The organism is Actinomyces acetigenes (assembly GCF_031296635.1).
Classification (GTDB): domain Bacteria; phylum Actinomycetota; class Actinomycetes; order Actinomycetales; family Actinomycetaceae; genus Actinomyces; species Actinomyces acetigenes.
In genome coordinates, this window is the sequence record NZ_JASPFC010000002.1 from 77,642 (window position 1) to 97,426 (window position 19,785).

Annotated in this window: 14 protein-coding genes; 12 read left to right on the plus strand and 2 right to left on the minus strand. The window is 66.8% G+C overall.

Going from position 1 to position 19,785, the window contains the following annotated elements; genetic code table 11:
* Positions 1–65 precede the first annotated feature (65 nt).
* Together lepA and RIV14_RS01345 are read right to left on the minus strand one after the other, a co-directional pair.
* Positions 66–1,949 (minus strand): translation elongation factor 4, encoded by a 1,884-nt coding sequence (lepA, locus tag RIV14_RS01340; RefSeq protein ID WP_075371827.1) that lies wholly within the window; start codon positions 1,947–1,949, stop codon positions 66–68.
* A 301-nt stretch (positions 1,950–2,250) separates the two neighbouring features.
* Positions 2,251–3,345 carry a pentapeptide repeat-containing protein gene (locus RIV14_RS01345; RefSeq protein WP_143223433.1) on the minus strand — a complete coding sequence of 365 codons (1,095 nt, stop codon included), beginning with the start codon at positions 3,343–3,345 and terminating at the stop codon, positions 2,251–2,253.
* 796 nt (positions 3,346–4,141) lie between these two features.
* Between RIV14_RS01345 and RIV14_RS01350 the strand changes: the two genes are divergently transcribed.
* From RIV14_RS01350 to RIV14_RS01405, 12 genes are all read left to right on the plus strand, one after another.
* A complete protein-coding gene (locus RIV14_RS01350) occupies positions 4,142–4,630 on the plus strand; it encodes a DedA family protein (RefSeq protein ID WP_081379546.1) in 489 nt (162 codons plus the stop codon).
* A gap of 148 nt (positions 4,631–4,778) precedes the next feature.
* Positions 4,779–6,380, plus strand: a complete 1,602-nt coding sequence (locus tag RIV14_RS01355; RefSeq protein ID WP_075371825.1) for a S8 family peptidase — start codon at positions 4,779–4,781, stop codon at positions 6,378–6,380.
* A 274-nt stretch (positions 6,381–6,654) separates the two neighbouring features.
* Positions 6,655–8,412, plus strand: coding sequence for an anthranilate synthase component 1 (locus RIV14_RS01360; RefSeq protein ID WP_075371824.1), 1,758 nt, complete (start codon positions 6,655–6,657; stop codon positions 8,410–8,412).
* A 6-nt stretch (positions 8,413–8,418) separates the two neighbouring features.
* The gene (locus RIV14_RS01365; RefSeq protein WP_081381226.1) at positions 8,419–9,126 is read left to right on the plus strand and encodes an anthranilate synthase component II; all 708 of its coding nucleotides are present in this window, start codon (positions 8,419–8,421) and stop codon (positions 9,124–9,126) included.
* 114 nt (positions 9,127–9,240) lie between these two features.
* Positions 9,241–10,305: an anthranilate phosphoribosyltransferase gene (trpD, locus tag RIV14_RS01370; protein WP_075371823.1), complete on the plus strand. Its 1,065-nt coding sequence runs from the start codon at positions 9,241–9,243 to the stop codon at positions 10,303–10,305.
* Positions 10,306–10,314: 9 nt separating this feature from the next.
* Positions 10,315–12,582, plus strand: a complete 2,268-nt coding sequence (gene trpB, locus RIV14_RS01375; protein WP_075371822.1) for a tryptophan synthase subunit beta — start codon at positions 10,315–10,317, stop codon at positions 12,580–12,582.
* A gap of 1 nt (position 12,583) precedes the next feature.
* Positions 12,584–13,459, plus strand: coding sequence for a tryptophan synthase subunit alpha (gene trpA, locus RIV14_RS01380; RefSeq protein ID WP_075371821.1), 876 nt, complete (start codon positions 12,584–12,586; stop codon positions 13,457–13,459).
* 211 nt (positions 13,460–13,670) lie between these two features.
* On the plus strand, positions 13,671–15,200 hold the full coding sequence (locus RIV14_RS01385; protein WP_075371903.1) for a hypothetical protein: 1,530 nt from the start codon (positions 13,671–13,673) through the stop codon (positions 15,198–15,200).
* A 132-nt stretch (positions 15,201–15,332) separates the two neighbouring features.
* Entirely contained in the window at positions 15,333–16,844 is a 1,512-nt protein-coding gene (locus tag RIV14_RS01390; protein ID WP_075371820.1) for a hypothetical protein, read from the plus strand.
* A 162-nt stretch (positions 16,845–17,006) separates the two neighbouring features.
* Positions 17,007–17,588, plus strand: coding sequence for a type II toxin-antitoxin system PemK/MazF family toxin (locus tag RIV14_RS01395; protein ID WP_075371819.1), 582 nt, complete (start codon positions 17,007–17,009; stop codon positions 17,586–17,588).
* A gap of 240 nt (positions 17,589–17,828) precedes the next feature.
* Entirely contained in the window at positions 17,829–18,089 is a 261-nt protein-coding gene (rpsT, locus tag RIV14_RS01400) for a 30S ribosomal protein S20 (RefSeq protein WP_009396927.1), read from the plus strand.
* Between the two features lie 107 nt (positions 18,090–18,196).
* Positions 18,197–19,684 (plus strand): DUF1846 domain-containing protein, encoded by a 1,488-nt coding sequence (locus RIV14_RS01405; protein WP_075371818.1) that lies wholly within the window; start codon positions 18,197–18,199, stop codon positions 19,682–19,684.
* Positions 19,685–19,785: the final 101 nt, after the last annotated feature.

The following is a 19,785-nucleotide window of genomic DNA, read 5'->3' on the forward strand; positions in this document are numbered from 1 at the left end:
CGTCCTTCCGTCGTCCGCAGGCGCCGTCCTGGTCCTGCTCGGTCCTGTTCGTGCCCGCGGCTGCGCTACTTGCCCGGCTTGGCCCCGGTGGGCGTGTCCGCGCCGAGGGCCGCGATGAAGGCCTCCTGGGGCACCTCGACCCGGCCGATGGCCTTCATGCGCTTCTTGCCCTCCTTCTGCTTCTCCAGCAGCTTGCGCTTACGGGTGATGTCACCGCCGTAGCACTTGGCCAGCATGTCCTTGCGCAGGGCCCGGATGGTCTCGCGGGCGATGACGCGGGTGCCGATGGCCGCCTGCACGGGAACCTCAAACTGCTGGCGCGGGATGAGATCCTTGAGACGCTTGGTCATCATGACACCGTAGGAGTAGGCCGAGTCGCGGTGGACGATGGCACTGAAGGCGTCCACCTTGTCCCCGTTGAGCAGGATGTCGACCTTGACCAGGTTGGCGTCCTGGGAGCCGTCCGCCTCGTAGTCCAGGGAGGCGTAGCCGCGGGTGCGCGACTTCAGGGCGTCGAAGAAGTCGAAGACGATCTCCGCCAGCGGCAGCACGTAGTGCATCTCCACGCGGGACTCGGAGAGGTAGTCCATGCCCTGCATGGTGCCGCGACGCGACTGGCACAGTTCCATGACCGTGCCCACGAACTCGCTGGGGGTCAGGATCGTGGCCCGCACCACCGGCTCGCAGACGGCAGCGACCTTGCCCTCGGGGAACTCGCTGGGGTTGGTGACCGTGTGCGTGGTGCGGTCCTCCATCGTCACCTCGTAGACCACGGAGGGGGCGGTGGAAATGATGTCCAGGTTGAACTCGCGCTCCAGGCGCTCGCGGATGATCTCCAGGTGCAGCAGGCCCAGGTAGCCGCAGCGGAAGCCGAAGCCCAGGGCCACGGAGGTCTCCGGCTCGTAGGTCAGGGCGGCGTCGTTGAGCTTGAGCTTGTCCAGGGCGTCGCGCAGGGCCGGGAAGTCCGAGCCGTCCACCGGGAACAGGCCGGAGAAGACCATAGGCTTGGGGTCCTGATAGCCCGACAGCGGCTCGTCGGCCGGGGCCGCCGCGGAGGTGACCGTGTCACCGACCTTGGACTGGCGCACGTCCTTGACCCCGGTGATGAGGTAGCCGACCTCGCCGGCCCCCAAACCGGCCGACGGCGTGGGCTCGGGGCTGATGACGCCGATCTCCAGCAGGTCGTGGACGGCCTTGGTGGAGAGCATCTCGATGCGCTCGCGGGGCTTGAGGGCGCCGTCGACGACGCGCACGTAGGTGACCACGCCGCGGTAGGTGTCGTAGACGGAGTCGAAGATCATGGCGCGGGCCGGGGCCTCGGGGTCGCCGTGCGGGGGTGGGACGGTCTCGACGATCCGGTCGAGCAGCTCGGGCACGCCCTGGCCGGTCTTGCCCGAGACCTTGAGGACGTCGTCGACGTCGCAGCCGATGAGGGAGGCGATCTCCTCGGCGTGCTTCTCCGGCTCGGCGGCGGGCAGGTCGATCTTGTTGAGGACCGGGATGATGGTCAGGTCCCCCTCGATGGCCATGTAGAGGTTGGCCAGGGTCTGGGCCTGGATGCCCTGGGCGGCGTCGACCAGGAGGACCGCGCCCTCGCAGGCGGCCAGGGAGCGGTTGACCTCGTAGGAGAAGTCGACGTGCCCGGGGGTGTCGATCATGTTGAGAGCGTAGGCGCGCGTGACGCCGTCGTCGCCCTCGATGGCCCAGGGCATGCGCACGGCCTGGGACTTGATGGTGATGCCGCGCTCACGCTCGATGTCCATGCGGTCCAGGTACTGGGCGCGCATGTCGCGGGGCTGGACGACGCCGGTGGCCTGGAGCATGCGGTCGGCCAGGGTGGACTTGCCGTGGTCGATGTGCGCGATGATGCAGAAGTTGCGCAGCCGGGCCTGCTCGGTGGCGGCGGGCTGGACGCTGGTCATCTGCTCTGGTGTGGGGATCGGTGACACGGAGATCGGTTCCTGGCTCTTCCTCATATCCGGGATGGGTCTTGACCAAGTCTCCCACGACGGCGGCCCACCACCCCAGCCCGCCGGGCCAACCCACAGTGTGAGGTGCGGCCACTCAGAACAGTGCAAGGACCTGCCGACAGCAGCCGGCAACACCATCAAGAAAATACATTAATTTCAAAACTAAAGTTATCTGCACAACGGAAAATAAGGCTCAACCCTCAATATTCACACACCTATATTAAAAGCAATTTCAGAAAAGCAGCCTCCTAAGTAGGTGTTCAGAACTCATCGACTCGCATCATTCCCGCAACTTTTCTCGACCCCTATTTTTGCGACACCACACCTCCGGTTCGTCAATCTCCAGAGCAGGCTCACTAGAAAAGTCTGCCCAACTAGCACCGGAAGGTAACTCTAATATAAATTCTGACGGCGGTTCCACCAAAAAAATTGGGGGATCTGTATGCCAATACTCGACATTAAAGCGCGCCCCTCCGAAATTCCCGGACCCACCTCTTTCGAACTTAATGCCACGGAAACGCGCATCTCCCGCAAATAGCGCTCTCGAAAAAGTTACATACCCCCTAAAGGTTGCCTTATTAAAATTCGCAAACGCCCGAAATCTTGCACCCTTAAACCAAGCTTCATCAGAAAATAACGCCCCATGAAACGAAGCGCTTTCAACAAACGTAGACATCCCGAGATTTAGATAATTATGAAATTGTGCCCCACTAGCGTTCAACCAGCGACATGTGATTCCCCAAAGGTGAACTCTTTCGGTGAAATGGACACCGTGTAAGTCAATTTCACAGTCGCACCATAACTGATCGTCAGCGACATCTTGCTTGACTTGAAGACAAGGATGTGAATCGACCCTCCCTTTACGGAGATGGCGCGCTAGCACATTTAAAATAGTAGATTCCACCGGACCATCGTTCGTTGTATAGTATAGTTCGGAAGTGTCTTTGACCTCATGACTACGCACCTCAGTACCATCAAGAGAATTCCAGCATCCTCGCTCAACACGTAAGTAGCCGCATAGAATGTTGACAACACGCTGATGATAAGAACTGCCATAGGTGTCAGCCAAATCCGCCAGAGAATAGACGCCCGCAATCCGAACCTGAGGCGAGTCACTACCGAGTTGCTGAACCGCGGATAAAAGCTTGACATCAGCCTCATTATGTTCCACGCCGGCACGTTCTCGATATTTTATCACTAAGTACCCCACAGCACCGATACCGCCAATCATGGTCAAGGAAACCTTGATACGCTCGAAAGGCTCAGTTCGCAGTTCGCCGCCAACCCAATTGACAAAAATTCGATGCAACGAAAGGTATGGCCCACTCCCCCACATCCACCCCAACGCAGTGAAAGCAGCAATAGCCAGAATCACCCAAAACACGATAGCCCCAAGTAACCCCCACCGCCGAGGCCTGATAATAATAGCTCCGAACCTCCTAACCTCACCCCATGCCGTCCGGAATATACGCCGAATTGACTCAAGAGCCTGAACCTTCCACAACAACAATATACTCCTTCACTAAACATTCTAAGCAATCTCAGAAAACTAAGCTAAGCAAAATTAGCCTCCAAACCACAGATCACTGCGCTTCGACTGGAAGACCAACATTGACTGCGACCCAACTCCATAGTCACCCCCAACCGGAGATGGAGCACTGAAACGCATCCCCTCGAGGGCCCGATACAGAACAGTGATGAGTCGCCTACAATCTGGGGACACGCATTAAACTCAGAACAGTGAAACTACCTTGAGACAGCACCCCCTCACCTACCCAGAGACTCATAACCTGCACTAATATTATGGCTGTCAGTCGATTGTTAGCGCCCTCAGAATCCACAACTACTCCTCGGCTCTGAGCACCCTTGTAGGGAGTGTAGCTTGCCCCACCCCAGCACCCAAAGCGAAGCATACAAATTCTCACACTTCGCACCGATGCGATTACCGGATTCCCTTATGCCTATCCACCTCCCGATAATTTCGCTGCGGCGAGCCAACTCCTCCTGCGCAAACCCGGATGGCACCCAAGCATCCACCAGCACACCTCCATTTACTTACAGTTATCCTCAAAATAACCACGTTGAGACAATATCGTTGCATCAGAAATTGTGTAAATACTGTCACACAAGAGAGATGTGACAGTTCTATCTCATAGGTTAGCCTTCCTCGCATGCTGGAACGGATCCACTCCCTGCCCTATCCCTGGGTCTTCCTGTTCTTCTGGTGCCTGGCCATGATGCGTTCGCACACCATGTACTGGATCGGCCGGGGCATCACGGCGGGGACCGCGCGCACCCGGTGGGTCTCGCTGCTCGAGTCCCCCGTGTACGCCCGCGCCCAGGCGTGGTCGGCGCGCTGGGGCGTGCTGGCAGTGCCGGTGTCCTTCCTGACCGTCGGCATCCAGAGCGTCATCCAGCTCTCCGCGGGAGTGGCCCGCATGCCGCTGCGCCGCTACGTGGCGGCCACGGCCGCCGGGGCGATCGCCTGGGCCGCCGTCTACACGACCATCGGCATGGCGATCCTGACGGCCTGGCTGACCGGACCGACAGGGCGTCTCATCTGCCTCCTGATGCTCACGGCCCTAGCGCTTGTCGTGGTCATTCGCCGCAGTCGGGTCATGCGCGCAGGCCGCGGCAGCGGGCGCCGCGAACGCGTCTGACCCGGGCAGCTCCGGCCCCAGAACCCGCTGGGGAGGCCTCCCCACACTCACCGGTGGGAGTTTTCCGCCGTCTCATGCCAGAATCGTCGCATTCCGGGTTCCTGAGCACTCCCTGTCCCGAGACGTCCCTACCGAAAGCCTCCCCACCATGACCCTCAGCAGAAAACGCGTCCTGCTCATCGTCGTCGCCTCCATTGCGACAGTCTGTCTCATCGCCGTCGGCCTGGTTCGCGCCGGAGTCCTCGGCGGACACAAGGCCACCGCTGCGGCCTCGGCCTCGGCCCACGGCAACGCGGCGAAGGTCACCGAGCCCAGTGACCGCTTCATCATCTCTTACGCCGAGAACTCGGCGGCGGGCAAGGTCATCGCCTCCGCGAAGGCCTACGGAGAGAACGTCCTCAACTCTCTGCCCGCCAAGGACAAGGAGGCGCTGACCGCCGCCGCGGGCAAGTTCTCGGTCAAGCTGGAGAGCGTGACCGCTCACGCCATGAGCACGGCTGCCGTGAAGCTGAGTGACAAGCTCACCGTGGATCAGGTCAAGGAGTTCATCTCCACGCTCGAGGCCGCCGACGGTATCGAGGCCGTCGAGCCCGATCTGCACGTCACCGCCCTGGGCAACACCTCCACCCAGGACAGCAATGTCCCCAACGATCCCTACTTCTCCGAGCAGTGGGACATGACCTCGGGCTCCTACGGGATCAACGCCACCAACGCCTGGTCGCAGTCCACCGGCAAGGGCGTCACGGTCGCCGTCATCGATAACGGCGTTCTGACCGACCACCCGGACCTCGAGGGTCAGCTCCTGCCCGGCTACGACTTCATCTCCGACGCCAAGAGAGCCCGTGACAACGACGGCTACGACGCCGACCCCTACGACGAGGGCGACTGGAACGAACCGGGTGAGTGCCCCGCCCCGAACGGAGCCGATAGGGGCCGGCCGTCGTCCTGGCACGGCTCCCATGTTGCCGGGACCATTGCAGCGCGCACGAACAACGGCGATGGTGTGGCAGGTGTCGCCCCGGACGCCAAGATCGTGCCCGTCCGCGCCCTGGGTCGTTGCGGTGGCGAGAGCGCCAATATCGTCGACGCCATCACCTGGGCCTCGGGTGGCAAGGTCAACGGCGCACCGACCAACAAGAACCCCGCTCAGATCCTCAACTTGAGCGTGGGCGGCGCCCGCGTCTGCCCTCGCTTCTACCAGAAGGCCATCAATGCTGCCGTCGAACGCGGCTCCATCGTCGTGGCGGCCGCCGGCAACAATAATGAGGACGCCAGAAACGCCGCCCCTGCCAGCTGCGAGAACGTCATCACCGTCGGTGCCACGACGAGCACCGGGACCCGCTCGTCCTTCTCGAACTACGGTGACACCGTCGAGATCTCCGCCCCCGGTGGAGACAGCGACAAGAACAGCCCGAAGATCCTGTCCACGACCGATGAGTCGCAGACTGTACCTCGGAGCATCGGCTACTCCGACATGGTGGGCACCAGTCAGGCGGCTCCCCACGTCTCCGGCACCATCGCGCTGATGCTGTCCGCCAACCCCGATCTGAAGACTACGGAGATCGTCACCATCCTGCAGAACACGGCCACCCCCTTGTCCAAGTGCGACCAGAAGTCCTGCGGCGCCGGCATCGTCAACGCGGCCTCCGCCGTCGCCGAGGCGAGCAGCAAGAGCGCCAAACCCAGCAGCAAGCCCAGCGCCAAGCCCAGTGCCACCACCAGTGGAAGAACCCTCCGCCTGGGCAACTAACGCGGACGAGCACCTGAGGCGCACCAATGCCTGTGCACGCCACACGACAGGTGCGGGCAGGCGTCTCATCCCCGGCCGACGATTTGGTCACGTCACGACCTCGTTCTACCCTCGGTGCTATGACAGCGTTCCGTGACCGCCAGTGGTGGTGGCTCCCCTCGAGGCGAGCCGCCATCATCCTGACGCGTTAGGACCTTCCGGCTCGCTCACCGCGGGCCCGCCCGACGCATGAGTGAGAGGCCCGCCTGAACCCCGATCTCAGGAAAGAGGCCCCATGTCACCCACCGTGCCAGACACTGCCCCCGCGGCCGCACCGTCAGCTGCCTCGCCGACTGTGCTGACGCGCTCGGTGCGCTACCACGCCGACGGCGGCGCCCTGCTGGAGCAGCTGACTCGCTCCGGTCTGCTGCGCACCATCGCGGGCCCAGCCGACGAGGGCTCCGCGCGCCCGGTGGACTGCGTCCTGCTGGAGAGCGCCGACATCACCACCAAGGCCTCGCGTACCACGGTTGCCGTCCTGGAGGCCTCGGCCAGGCTGACCTGCTGGGGCGGGACCGTGATGGCTGAGGCGCTGGACGCCGTTGACGCAGGAGCCCCCGGGGCCGATGGTCTGGTGGCTCTGGCGCGTCTTGAGGAGGGCCTGGCCGAGTACGTCACCGACCGCTCCCCCGGCCGGTTGACTCTGACCCTGCCCACGATCTGCGACGACGACCCGACCATCGAGGAGCGTGAGCGGCTCACCGCCCTGTCCACGATCGAGCCGCTGCGCCTCCTGGCCCGGGCCGAGGTCGACCACCCCCACCTGCCGCTGGAGGCGGGGGCCTTCGCCTTCGACTACCTGTCCACCTTCGAGTCCCTGCCCGAGGTGGCCCAGGGCGCCAACACCTGCCCCGACTACCTCTTCTATGACGCGCGCATCATCCTGGTCGTCGACCACCCCACGCGGGAGGCGACCCTGGTGGGAGCCTCGGTTGACGCCGCCGACCTGGAGCAGCGTATGGAGGCGTTGGCCGTCGCCATCGACGGGCTTGAGGACTCAGCCGACAGCGCCGACGTAGCGCACGCAGCCTTCGAGGCACCGGCCCCGGCCGGTGGCCCCGATTCCCCCATCCTGCACGCGGTGCCCACCGTCTCCGACGCCGACTTCGAGGCGGTCGTGGAGGAGATGCGCGGCTATATCGCCGACGGCGACGTCTACCAGGTGGTGCCCTCGCGCGGCTTCACCATTGACTGCCCTGATGCGCTGGCCGCCTACCACGTGCTGCGCCACGCCAACCCCAGCCCGTACATGTTCTACCTGGCCTCCCCGGACTTCGAGCTCTTCGGTGCCTCCCCGGAGTCGGCGCTGCTGTACTCGGTGCGCAGCGGCCGGGTCGCCATCCGCCCCATCGCCGGGACCCGGCCGCGCGGTCTGCACGCCGACGGCTCGGTGGACCACGAGCGCGACACCCGCCTGGAGCTGGAGCTGCGCACCGACGCCAAGGAGGTCGCCGAGCACGTCATGCTCGTGGACCTGGCCCGCAACGACGTCGCCCGGGTCAGCCGTCCGGGAACCCGCAGTGTCCAGGACCTCCTGCGCGTGGACCGCTACAGCCGGGTGATGCACCTGGTCTCGGAGGTCTCCGGCGAGCTGGCCGAGGACCTGGACGCCTTGGACGCCTTCCGCGCCTCCATGACGATGGGCACCCTCACCGGGGCCCCCAAGCTGCGGGCCGCCGAGCTCATCCGCCAGGCCGAGGGCGTGCGTCGCGGCTCCTACGGCGGCTCAGTGGGGTACATCCGCGGTGACGGCGAGCTGGATACCTGCATCGTCATCCGCTCCGGTTTCGTCTCCGCCGGTACCGCCCTGGTCCAGGCCGGGGCCGGTGTCGTGGCGGCCTCTTCCCCGGCCGCCGAGGCCGCCGAGACCGTTCACAAGGCCCGCGCCGTCCTGGAGGCGGTCGCCGCCGCGCAGGGCGCCACCCTCGTCATTGACCGCACCGGCAATCAGACCGGTAGTCAGACTGGCAGCCGGACCGACAAGGAGGCCTGAGCCATGATGCCCCTCACCAGCAGCCAGAGCACCGCGCAGGACGCCCGTAGTGTTGCCGAGGCATCGGCACCGGCTCGGGTGGTTCTGCTCGACAACCGCGACTCCTTCGTCTACAACCTCGTCGACCAGTTCGCGACCCTCGGCTCCCAGATCGAGGTCTACCGCAACAACGTGCCGGCCTCCCGGGTGCTCTCCGCCCTGGAGCCCACCGCGGCCGAGCGGCAGGTAGGGCGGCGCCCGGTCCTGTGCCTGTCCCCGGGGCCGGGCTATCCGGCGACGTCGGGCTGCCTCATGGAGCTCATCGCCACCGCCCTGGATGAGGCGATTCCCACGTTGGGCATCTGCCTGGGGTTCCAGGCCCTGGTCGAGGCCTGCGGCGGGCGGGTCGCCCCGGTCGGCCCGGTCCACGGCCGCTCCGACCGCCTCGAGGTCACTGAGGCGGGGCGCGCGGACGAGGCCTTCGCGGTGCTCGACGGCGGTCCCCTGGATGTGGCCCGCTACCACTCCCTGGGTACGCGCACACTGCCCGAGGCACTCGTCAGTCTGGCCCGGACCACCCAGACGGATGAGGACGCAAGCGGCGGCATCGTCATGGCGGCCCGGCACCGGTCGCTGCCCGCGGTCGGGCTGCAGTTCCACCCCGAGTCGATCCTCACCCCGCAGGGCCCGGCCCTGCTCAAGGCCGTCACTGCCGGCCTGGCCCGGACACCCTGAGCCACACCTGCGCCCCGTCGGCCCGCACATACCGACGTCGGAGCCACCGTTCGGGCAGAATCACCCCCGGGCGCTCGACCAGCCTCAACCACCCGTATAAGGAGCTACAGACCGATGAGTCAGACCAACAGCGCGGCCCCGGCCGCTGCGCAGGAGGCGCACGAGCTGCTGCGAGAGGTGGTTCAGGGGCGGCGCCTGAGCCGCGAGCAGGCCTCGACGGTCTTTGCGGCCCTGGGCGTCGGCGACCTGTCCGAGGTAGAGACGGCGGCACTACTTGCGGCGCTGCACGCACGCGGTGAGGAGCCCCAGGAGGTCGCCGGGGCCGCAAGCGCCTTCCGTCAGGTGGCCCGGGACTTCCCGTCGGTGTCCTTCCCGCTGGTGGACGTCGTGGGCACCGGGGGCGATGGCGTGGGCACGATCAACATCTCCACAGGGGCGGGCCTGGTGGCCGCCTCGATGGGGGTCGCGGTGGCCAAGCACGGCAACCGGGCCGTGTCCTCCAAGACGGGGGCGGCCGATGTCATCGCCGAGCTGGGGCTGCCGCTGGACGTGGAGCCGGCCACGGCGGTCGAGCTGTTGGCCCGTGACCACTTCACCTTCCTGTTCGCCCAGGCCTACCACCCGGCGATGCGGCATGTGGCGCCGGTGCGCAAGGCGCTGGCCACGCCCACGATCTTCAATGTCCTGGGGCCGCTGGTGAACCCGGCCCACCTGACCTTCCAGCTCATGGGCGTGTGGGACCCGGGGATGCTGGACATGATCGCTGAGGCCATGGTCCAGCTGGGACGTGAGCGCGCGCTCGTGGTCCACGGCTCCGGCCTGGACGAGATCGCCGTCCACGGCCCCACCCTTGTGCGTGAGGCGACGCCCGACGGGGTCAGGGCCTATGAGGTCACGCCTGAGGATCTGGGGGTGCCCGCCTACGAACTGGCCGACCTGCTGGGTGGGGAGCCGACCGACAACGCCCGCCTGCTGCGCAAGGCCGTCTCGGGTGAGGGGCGGCCCGCCCACCGTGACGCGATCGCCGTCAATGCCGGCGCCCTGCTGTACCTCACCGGCCGGGCCGGCAGCCTCGCCGACGGCACGGCGGCGGCCCTGGAGCAGATCCTTTCCGGCGGCGTGGCCCGCCACCTGGAGTCCATGACCAAAGCCAGTGACCTCGCCACTGAGACGGCCTGAGGAGGAGCCGTGACCACCCCAGACACCGCCCCCGTCCCCACCGCGCCACCCGATGGCGCAGGCCCTGGCGCGCGCGCCTACCGTGAGCCGGTCGAGGCGCGCCTCATCGCCACGGGCACCGTCCTGGACTCGATCGTCCAGGCGCGCCGCGAGCGCATTGATGAGCTGCGCGCCCGTTTCGGGCACCTGAGAGCCGAGGACCTGGAGCGCTCGCAGCGCTCCTTCGCGGCGGCCCTGCGTACCCGCAGCGGCCAGGAGCTCAGCCCGCAGCCGGCTCTCATCATGGAGTGCAAGGCGGCCTCGCCCTCACGCGGCACCATCCGCTCCGACTACGACCCGGCCTCGCTGGCCGCCCAGTACGCGCCTTACGCGGCCGCGGTCTCGGTGCTCACCGAGCCCGACCGCTTCAACGGCTCCTTCGACGACCTGGCGGCCGTGCGCGAGGTGGTGGACGTGCCCGTCCTGTGCAAGGACTTCATCGTCGATGAGGTCCAGGTGCTGGCGGCCCGCAGCCTGGGGGCGGATGCGGTCCTGCTCATGCTCTCGGTGGTGCCCGACGACGTCTACCGCGAGCTGGCCGACCTGGCCCACAGCCTGGGCATGGAGGTGCTCACGGAGGTCTCGACCCCACAGGAGATGCACCGCGCCTCGGTTCTGGGGGCGGAGGTCATCGGCATCAACAACCGCAACCTGCGCACCTTGGAGACGGACCTGGCGCGCACTGAGGAGCTCGCCCCACTGGCTCCGGCCGGGGTGGTCCTCGTGGGTGAGTCGGGGGTCGGTGCTCCCCAGGACGTGCGGCGTCTGTCCGGCCTGGTGGACGCCCTCCTGGTGGGTTCGTCCCTGTCCGGGGCCCCGGACCCGGCCGAGGCCGCCCGGGAGCTGGCCACCGCGGTGCCGCTGCCGGAAGGTGAGGGTGCGTCGTCGTCGGCCCTGGACCGGGACGGCCAGGGGTCGGGGCACCATCCGCGCCTGCCGGCCTTCTTCGGTCCCTACGGGGGCCAGTTCGTACCCGAGCTGCTCATCCCGGCGCTGGACCAGCTCGAGGACGCCTTCATCGATGCCCAGGCCGATCCGGCCTTTGCCGCCGAGCTGGAGACGCTCATGACCCGCTACCTGGGGCGTCCCACGGCTGTCACCGAGCTGCGCAACCTGCCGTTGGAGGGCAACGCGCGCATCCTGCTCAAGCGAGAGGACCTGGTTCATGGAGGCGCCCACAAGGGCAACCAGGTTCTGGGGCAGGCCCTCCTGGCCAAGCGGATGGGTAAGCAGCGCATCATCGCCGAGACCGGCGCCGGCCAGCACGGGACGGCCACGGCCATGGTCTGCGCCCTGCTGGGCCTGGACTGCACCATCTATATGGGGGCCACCGATGTCGTGCGCCAGGCGCCCAATGTCGAGCGCATGGAGCTCATGGGCGCCACGGTGGTCCCGGTGGACAGTGGCGCGGGCACGCTCAAGGACGCGGTCAACGAGGCGCTGCGCGACTGGACGGCCTCCTTCGCCGACACCCACTACCTGCTGGGCACGGCCGCCGGCCCGCACCCCTTCCCCACGATCGTGCGTGAGTACCACCGGGTCATCTCCCGGGAGGCTCGCGCCCAGGTCCTGGGGCTGACGGGGCGGCTTCCGGACTCGGTCATCGCCTGCGTGGGGGGTGGCTCCAACGCGATCGGCATGTTCGCCGAGTTCATCAACGACCCCGGGGTCGAGCTCGTCGGGGTCGAGCCGGCCGGTGAGGGGCTGGACACGCCCCGCCACGGCGCCCCCATCAACAAGGGGCTGGTGGGGATCCTCCACGGGGCGCGCAGCTACCTCATGCGCACCTCGGAGGGGCAGGTCGAGGAGTCCTTCTCGGTCTCGGCGGGCCTGGACTACCCGGGCGTGGGGCCCGAGCACGCCTGGTTGTCGGACACCGGCCGGGCCCGCTACGTGGGCATCGGTGACGACGAGGCGATCGAGGCCTTCCGGCTGCTGTCGCGCCACGAGGGGATCATCCCGGCCATGGAGTCCGCCCACGCCCTGGCTCAGGCCCTGGCGATGGCCCGGGTGGTGCCCGACGGCGAGGAGCCCCCGATCCTGCTGGTGTGCCTGTCGGGCCGTGGGGACAAGGATCTCGACCAGGTGCAGGCGAGGCTGGGGGGCTCCTTCTCCACTGATGGCGCCGTGGCCAGGGCCTCGCGCATGGTGGAGCAGATGGGCAAGCGCACCGAGTACGCGGGCCTGAACGCCGCCAAGGGCGCCAGCCTGAACGCAGGCTTGGATGAGGAGTTCTGAGATGAGTCGTTATCCTGCAATGTTCGCCGCCCTCAAGGAGCGCGGTGAGGGCGCCTTCGTCCCCTTCGTCATGGTCGGTGACCCCGATGCGGACACCAGCGAGGCCGTCATCGAGGCGCTCATCGCCGGTGGGGCCGACGCGCTGGAGCTGGGTGTGCCCTTCACCGACCCGGTCGCTGACGGTCCCACGATCCAGAAGGCGCATGTGCGGGCCCTGGCCGCGGGTGTGGGTTTCCAGGACTGCCTGGAGGTGGTTCAGCGGGTGCGCCGGCGCCACCCGTGGCTGCCTATCGGCATGCTCATCTACGGCAACGTGCCCTTCGCGATGGGCCTGGAGCGCTTCTACTCCGAGTGCGCGCAGGCCGGTATCGACTCGGTGCTGCTGCCCGACGTCCCGATCCGCGAGTCGGCCGCCTTCAGCCGGGCCGCTGAGGAAGCCGGTGTCGACGCCGTCTACATCGCCCCGCCGTCGGCCGCGGCCGAGACTCTGGACGCGGTGGCGGCGGCCTCGCGCGGCTACGTCTACGCCGTCTCCCGGGTGGGGGTGACCGGCACCGAGTGGGCCTCCTCCACCGTGGGCCTGGCCGAGTCGGTGGAGCGTCTGCGGGCCGACGCCGCTGCACCGGTGATGCTGGGCTTCGGCATCTCCACGCCCGAGCAGGTCGCCGAGGCCATCGCAGCCGGCGCCGACGGCGCCATCAGTGGATCGGCCACGGTCAAGATCGTGGAGCGCTACGCCCCTGAGATCGTGGCGGCAGCCTGCGGCAACAACGGCGCAGGAGGTCATGAGGAGCGCCGTCACTACGCGCTCGGGGCGCTGCGCAGTGACCTCGTCGCATTCACCGCCACGATGAAGGAGGCCACGCGCCCGCACTGATGGGCGAGGTCTGGCAGACGAGTCGAGAAGAACAATGACAAGGGTCGGTTGCGCCAAAAGTTGGACGTGACCGACCTTTGTCCATGCCTTTCACGAAAGCCGGGGAAGCGCGGTAGAAGAAGCACTTCGCCATTTCCATAGCGCCCTGTTCAGGGATATATTAAAGGACCGATTGGCTTCCCTTCCGATCATTTCAGTGAAAGGCGTGCTCATGCACTTCCCGTCCTCCCCACCCGCTCGTCCGTGGCGGCGCCTCCTGGGTGTCGCCATCACTCTTCCTCTGCTCACCGTCGGCGCCGTCGCCGCTCCGGTGAGCGCAGCCGTCCCAACCGCCGCCCCGGACACCGGTATCACCGTGGAGGGGCGCTATCATTCCGCCGGTGCCGGATGCCATGGCTCCGACAGTGCCGAGGGCTGTCTGAGCTGGGGGGTGCGCGTCCCCTCGACCATCGCCCCGAACGCATCCACCACCATCACTATTGAGGCCGATTCCGTGCCGGGTCAGTGGACCTGGTCCTGTCCCTCTCCGGACGGCGACAGGGTGGCGGGAACCAGTGCCTTCTACATCGACAGGGGCAAGGACGAGCCCGTATCGAAGCTGGCCGGCTCCGGCCTGGGTTTCTTCGACCATCTCTACTACAACCAGCACGGGGACAGCGCCGGCTCGGTCACAGCCGCTTCCTGCACTCCTGAGCACCTGAGCCTGACCTACGAGGTCGACTTCGACTCCGCCCGGGACCAGAGCTCCTATCTCGACCTGGACCTGGGGACCACGGTGGTGGCTCCCGGCGCGGACGCGCGCAGCTACACCTTCAGCCCGAAGATCACGACCTCCACGGGCAGCCTGGTTCTCACGCCCACCGCGACGGCCCAGAAGCCCGCTGCCAGTGCGGCTCACGCCACCGTGTCCACCCAGGAGGTCGCGGTCGACGGCGCCGCCAAGGACACCTCCCGCTTCACCATGACGGCGCGGAACGACTCCACCACACCCCTGTCCAACTTCACCATCTCCGCCGGCCGGTCCAGAGGACAGGCACAGGTAGGTGCTCTGACCTGCGACCTGACCTCCTTCGGAGGCAAGGTCGTCTCCGCCACGGGACCGGCCGCGAACCTCACGGTCGCCAGCGGAGCGGCAAAGGTCCCTCAGGGCAAGGAGATCACCTGCCAGGTGGACCTGACCGGCATCACGGGACGCAACACGGTCAAGGCCGCACTGACCACCGGCAACCAGACCTTCTCCAGCGACTACACCAAGGACCGCCCCATCAGCGAGGTGAAGGTCCAGCCCACTGATCGCGGAGTTGAGGCCGCCCCCACCGGCACCTACGAGGTCGAGGTCGGCTACTCCGTCACCTTCACCAACACCACCGACGCCGACGGCCACACCTCCAATATCGTCCTGCACCCCCCGATCCCGGCCGGCTTCAGCTTCATGTACGTGTTGGACAGTGGCGTCCCGTGGTGGATCAGCCCGGACGACTACGCGCTCCAGCCCGATGGCTCCATACCCCTGTCCACGAGCGACACCCTGTACGCCCACTCCTCGACCACGATGACTTTCACCGCCTTCTACCAGGTCAATGCCGAGGCGGTCACCGAGGACACCTGGAAGTCCCTGGGCACCTGCGACCCCAAGGACCCCTCCAAGGGACTGACCACCCAGATCGACGTCGTCGGCAGCGACGGGGTTGAGCCCGGCACCTACTCGGCCTGCACCGTCGTGACGCGCACGAAGAACTGAGCACGAGCACAGGTCGATCAGCCCGGCTGGTTGAAGGTCGGATAGGTGAGTACCTCACCTATCCGACCTTCATATGACTTTCTCCTGCAACGGGAATCCAATGCTCCATTCACCTCACCGAAAGGCGTGCTCATGCACTTCCCATCCTCCCCACCCGCTCGTCCGTGGCGGCGCCTCCTGCGCATCGCCCTGGCTTTTCCCCTGCTCGCCGCCGCAGCCGTCGCCGCCCCGGCATCCGCTGATACCGACATCACCGTGGAGGGGCTCTACCACACGGCTGGCGCCGGCTGCCATGGCTCCGGCAATGCCGAGGGTTGTCTGAGCTGGAGGGTCCGCATCCCATCGGCCATTGCCCCGAAGAGCTCCACGAACGTCACCATCGAGGCCGACTCCGTGCCGGGTCAGTGGACCTGGTCCTGTCCCTCCCAGAGCGGCGATGAGGTGGCCGGGACCAGCTCCTTCTACATCGACAACGGCGGCGGTGAGCCCCCGAGCTTGATGGCGGACTCCGAGCTGAGCTCCATCTCTGAGTTGTACAACCCGCTGCTGAACGAGTCCATCGGCTCGGTCAAAGCCGTTTCCTGCACTCCTGAGCACCTGAGCCTGACCTATGAGGTCAACTTCTTCACCTACTGGGACAAGAACAGCTACTTCGATCTGGACCTGGGGACCACGGTGGCGGCTCCCGGTGCGGACGCGCGCAGCTACCGTTTCTCGCCCACCATCGAGGTTTCGACGCGCAACGCGATTCTTCAGCCCACTGTCACGGCGAACAAGCCCGCTGCCAGCGAGGCTCACGCCACCGTGTCCGTTGAGAACGTCAGGGTCGATGGGGCCGCCAAGGACGCCGCCCGCTTCACCATGACGGCGCGAAATGACTCCACGACTCCCCTGTCGGACTTCACCATCTCCGCCGGCAGGTCCAGAGGACAGGCCCAGGTGGGCGCCCTGACCTGCGACCTGACCGCCGTCGGAGGCAAGGTCGTCTCCGCCACGGGACCGGCCGAGAACCTCACCGTCTCCAGCGGTACAGCGAAGGTCCCCCAGGGCAAGGAGATCACCTGCCAGGTCGACCTGACCGGCGTCACGGGACGCAACCGGGTCAAGACCGCACTGACCACCGGCAACCAGACCTTCTCCAGCGACTACACCAAGGACCGGCCGGTGGTTGAGGTGGAGACTCATCCCACGGATCTCCTGGTCGAGGCCGCCCCCACCGGCACCTACGAGGTCGAGGTCGGCTACACCATCACCTTCACCAACAACACCGACGCCGGGGGGAGCAGCTCCGATATCGTCCTGCGCCCCCGGATCCCCGCCGGCTTCACCCTCAAGAGCGTCACAGGTACCGGTACCCCGCGGTGGGTCGGCCCGGACAGCTATGCCCTTCAGGATGACGGCTCCTTGTCATTGCGCACCGGAGCCTCCCTGAACGCCCACTCGTCAACCACGATGACCTTCACCAGCACCTACCAGGTCAACGCCGAGGCGGTCACCGAGGACACCTGGAAGTCCCTGGGTACCTGCGACCCCCAGGACCCCTCCCAGGGACTGACCATGCAGATCGACGTCGACGGCAGCTACGGCGGCACCGAGGCCGGGACCCACGCGATCTGCATTCCCGTGACGCGCACCGGGAACTAGCACCTTCACGGTGCGGGCCTTGCGGGTGCACGCATCATCGGCGCATTCGCCGGCGCCTCCGGTGGTCCTCCTCCTGCTTCGGGGCGGGGCCACCGGTGGTGCTGGTTGCCGCCGTGAGCCTGCGGCGGCCGCCCCATCCCGTCCGACGGTAGGGTGGCGCCCATGGCCAGCCTTCTCAACCGGATCCTCACCCTGCTCGGGCACGCCGCCTCCGACGCACTTGCTCAGAAGCCCTCGGCGCCGTCCGGCACGTCCGGCAGCACGCCATCCGGTTCCGCTGAGCCTGCGCAGTCCCGCACCCCCAAGTCGTCGGCGGCCCCCTCGTCGCGAGGTGTCAGCGTCTACGACGTCTCCGCCCTGGGGCTGCCCGCCTTCAGCTACTCCCCCGACCCGGACGGCGACGCCGACCCCGGCGAGGTGGTGTGGGCCTGGGTGCCCTTCGAGGAGGATCCCACCCAGGGCAAGGACCGGCCCGTCCTGGTCCTGGCTCGCCACGAGAGCCGCCTGGTCGTGGCCCAGATGACGAGCAAGGACCACGACCGCGACGCCGCCCAGGAGGCGCGCTGGGGCCGCTTCTGGCACGACGTCGGCACCGGCGCCTGGGACCGTCAGGGCCGCCCCAGCGAGGTGCGCCTGGACCGTCTGCTCCTGGTGGAGCCGGCCTCCGTGCGCCGAGAGGGGGCCACGATGAACCGGGAGGTCTTCGACGGCGTCGTGGCCGCCCTGCGCCACCACCACTCCTGATCGCCTCCGCAGCACGGTCTGAGCGCAGAGGCTCATGGGGCGATGCACCTCACGCCTCGACCCCGCTTCGCGCCTGGGGGCACGGAGAACCTGAATGATACAGTCGCCTACTGGACCTCTGGCCTGGCCGGCTGCGGGGTCCGGCGACCGGGTCAGCCAGGTGCCCCACCACCTCATGTCAGCCCGTGGCGCGAACCCTCTCTCCGGCCATCGACCAATCAGACGCGAGAAAGTTTCACCGTGGCGAACATCAAGTCCCAGATCAAGCGCATCAAGACCAACGAGAAGGCCCGCCTGCGCAACAAGTCCGTCAAGTCCGAGCTCAAGACCTACGTGCGCCGCGTGCGCGAGGCCGTCGAGGCCGGTGACAAGGACGCCGCACTCGAGCACCTCAAGGCCGCCTCCCGCAAGCTGGACAAGGCCGTCTCCAAGGGCGTCATCCACAAGAACCAGGCCGCCAACCGCAAGTCCAAGCTCGCCAAGCGCGTCGCCTCCCTCTGAGGCCACCGCAGCAGTGAGCATCTGAAGGGCGCCTCCCTCCGGGGAGGCGCCCTCCTCTCTTTTCCATCCCCTCCACTCGTTCATCAGACCGCTTCAAGGAGAGCCCATTGCGCATCGGATTCGACCGCGAGAAGTACCTGCGGATGCAGTCCAGCCACATCGCGGAGCGCCGCGCCCAGTTCGGCGGCAAGCTCTATCTGGAGTTCGGCGGCAAGCTCATCGACGACATGCACGCCTCGCGCGTGCTGCCGGGCTTCACCCCGGACAACAAGATCGTCATGCTCGCCGAGCTGGCCGACGAGGTCGAGATCGTCATGGCGGTCAACGCCAAGCACCTCGCCCGCAACAAGGTCCGCGCGGACCTGGGCATCCCCTACGAGGACGACCTGCTGCGCCACATCGACGCCTTCCGCAGCTACGGGCTCTACGTGGGTAGCGTCGTCGTGACCCAGTGGACTGATGACAACCGCCAGGCCCACGACTTCAAGCGCAAGCTGGAGGCGCTGGACATCACGGTCTACCGTCACTTCCCCATCCCCGGCTACCCCGGTGACGTCGCCCGCATCGTCTCGGCGGAGGGCTACGGGCGCAACGAGTACATCGAGACCAAACGGGACCTCGTGGTCGTCACCGCCCCCGGCCCGGGCAGCGGCAAGATGGCCACCTGCCTGTCCCAGATCTACCACGACCACCAGCGGGGCATCTCCTCGGGCTACGCGAAGTTCGAGACCTTCCCGATCTGGAACCTGCCCCTGGACCACCCGGTCAACATCGCCTACGAGGCCGCCACCGCTGACCTCGACGACGTCAACATGATCGACCCCTTTCACCTGGCGGCCCACGGCGTCCAGACCGTCAACTACAACCGCGACGTCGAGGTCTTCCCGGTCCTGAGCCGCCTGTTCGAGGAGATCCTGGGCTCCTCACCCTACGCCTCCCCCACGGACATGGGCGTCAACATGGCCGGCAACTGCATCAGCGACGACGAGGCCTGCCGGCAGGCCGCCTGCCAGGAGATCATCCGCCGCTACTACCGGGCCCTGGTTGCCGAGAAGCGCGAAGTCATCGCCCCCGTCCAGTCCCAGCGGATCGGGCTGCTCATGGCCAAGGTAGGGGTGAGCAAGGAGGACCGCCCCGTCGTACGGCCCGCGCTGGAGGTAGCTGAGGCCACCGGCGAGCCGGCCTCGGCGATCGAGCTGCCCGACGGGCGCATCGTGACGGGCAAGACCTCCGCCCTGCTGGGGTGCTCCTCTGCGATGCTGCTCAACGCCCTCAAGCTCCTGGCCGGGATCGATGACCACATCAACCTGCTGGCCCCGGCCTCCATCGAACCCATCCAGAGGCTCAAGACACAGGAGCTGGGCAGCCGCAACCCGCGCTTGCACACCGACGAGGTGCTCATTGCCCTGGCCGTGTCCGCCAACGGGGACGACAACGCCCGCAAGGCCCTCGACCAGCTCGAGACGCTGCGGGGCTGCGAGGTCCACACCTCCACGATCCTGGGCCCGGTGGACGAGGGCATCTTCCGCGCCCTGGGCGTGCAGGTCACCAACGAGCCCGTCTACGCCACCAAGTCCCTGTACCGCAAGAAGTGAGGCCCGGTGCGGGCCACCCTCCCGCGGTGCGCCCGCACCCGGACACCCTGCCGAGGTGTGGATGGTCAACATAGATGCGCAGAGGTGACTGAACGCACTCG

Excerpts from the sequence above, each read along its gene's own strand:
- RIV14_RS01360 (WP_075371824.1), top strand. The coding sequence starts at position 6,655 with ATGTCACCCACCGTGCCAGACACTGCCCCCGCGGCCGCACCGTCAGCT.
- trpA (WP_075371821.1), top strand. The coding sequence starts at position 12,584 with ATGAGTCGTTATCCTGCAATGTTCGCCGCCCTCAAGGAGCGCGGTGAG.
- RIV14_RS01390 (WP_075371820.1), top strand. The coding sequence starts at position 15,333 with ATGCACTTCCCATCCTCCCCACCCGCTCGTCCGTGGCGGCGCCTCCTG.
- RIV14_RS01395 (WP_075371819.1), top strand. The coding sequence starts at position 17,007 with ATGGCCAGCCTTCTCAACCGGATCCTCACCCTGCTCGGGCACGCCGCC.
- trpD (WP_075371823.1), top strand. The coding sequence starts at position 9,241 with ATGAGTCAGACCAACAGCGCGGCCCCGGCCGCTGCGCAGGAGGCGCAC.
- RIV14_RS01365 (WP_081381226.1), top strand. The coding sequence starts at position 8,419 with ATGCCCCTCACCAGCAGCCAGAGCACCGCGCAGGACGCCCGTAGTGTT.
- RIV14_RS01350 (WP_081379546.1), top strand. The coding sequence starts at position 4,142 with ATGCTGGAACGGATCCACTCCCTGCCCTATCCCTGGGTCTTCCTGTTC.
- RIV14_RS01385 (WP_075371903.1), top strand. The coding sequence starts at position 13,671 with ATGCACTTCCCGTCCTCCCCACCCGCTCGTCCGTGGCGGCGCCTCCTG.
- RIV14_RS01355 (WP_075371825.1), top strand. The coding sequence starts at position 4,779 with ATGACCCTCAGCAGAAAACGCGTCCTGCTCATCGTCGTCGCCTCCATT.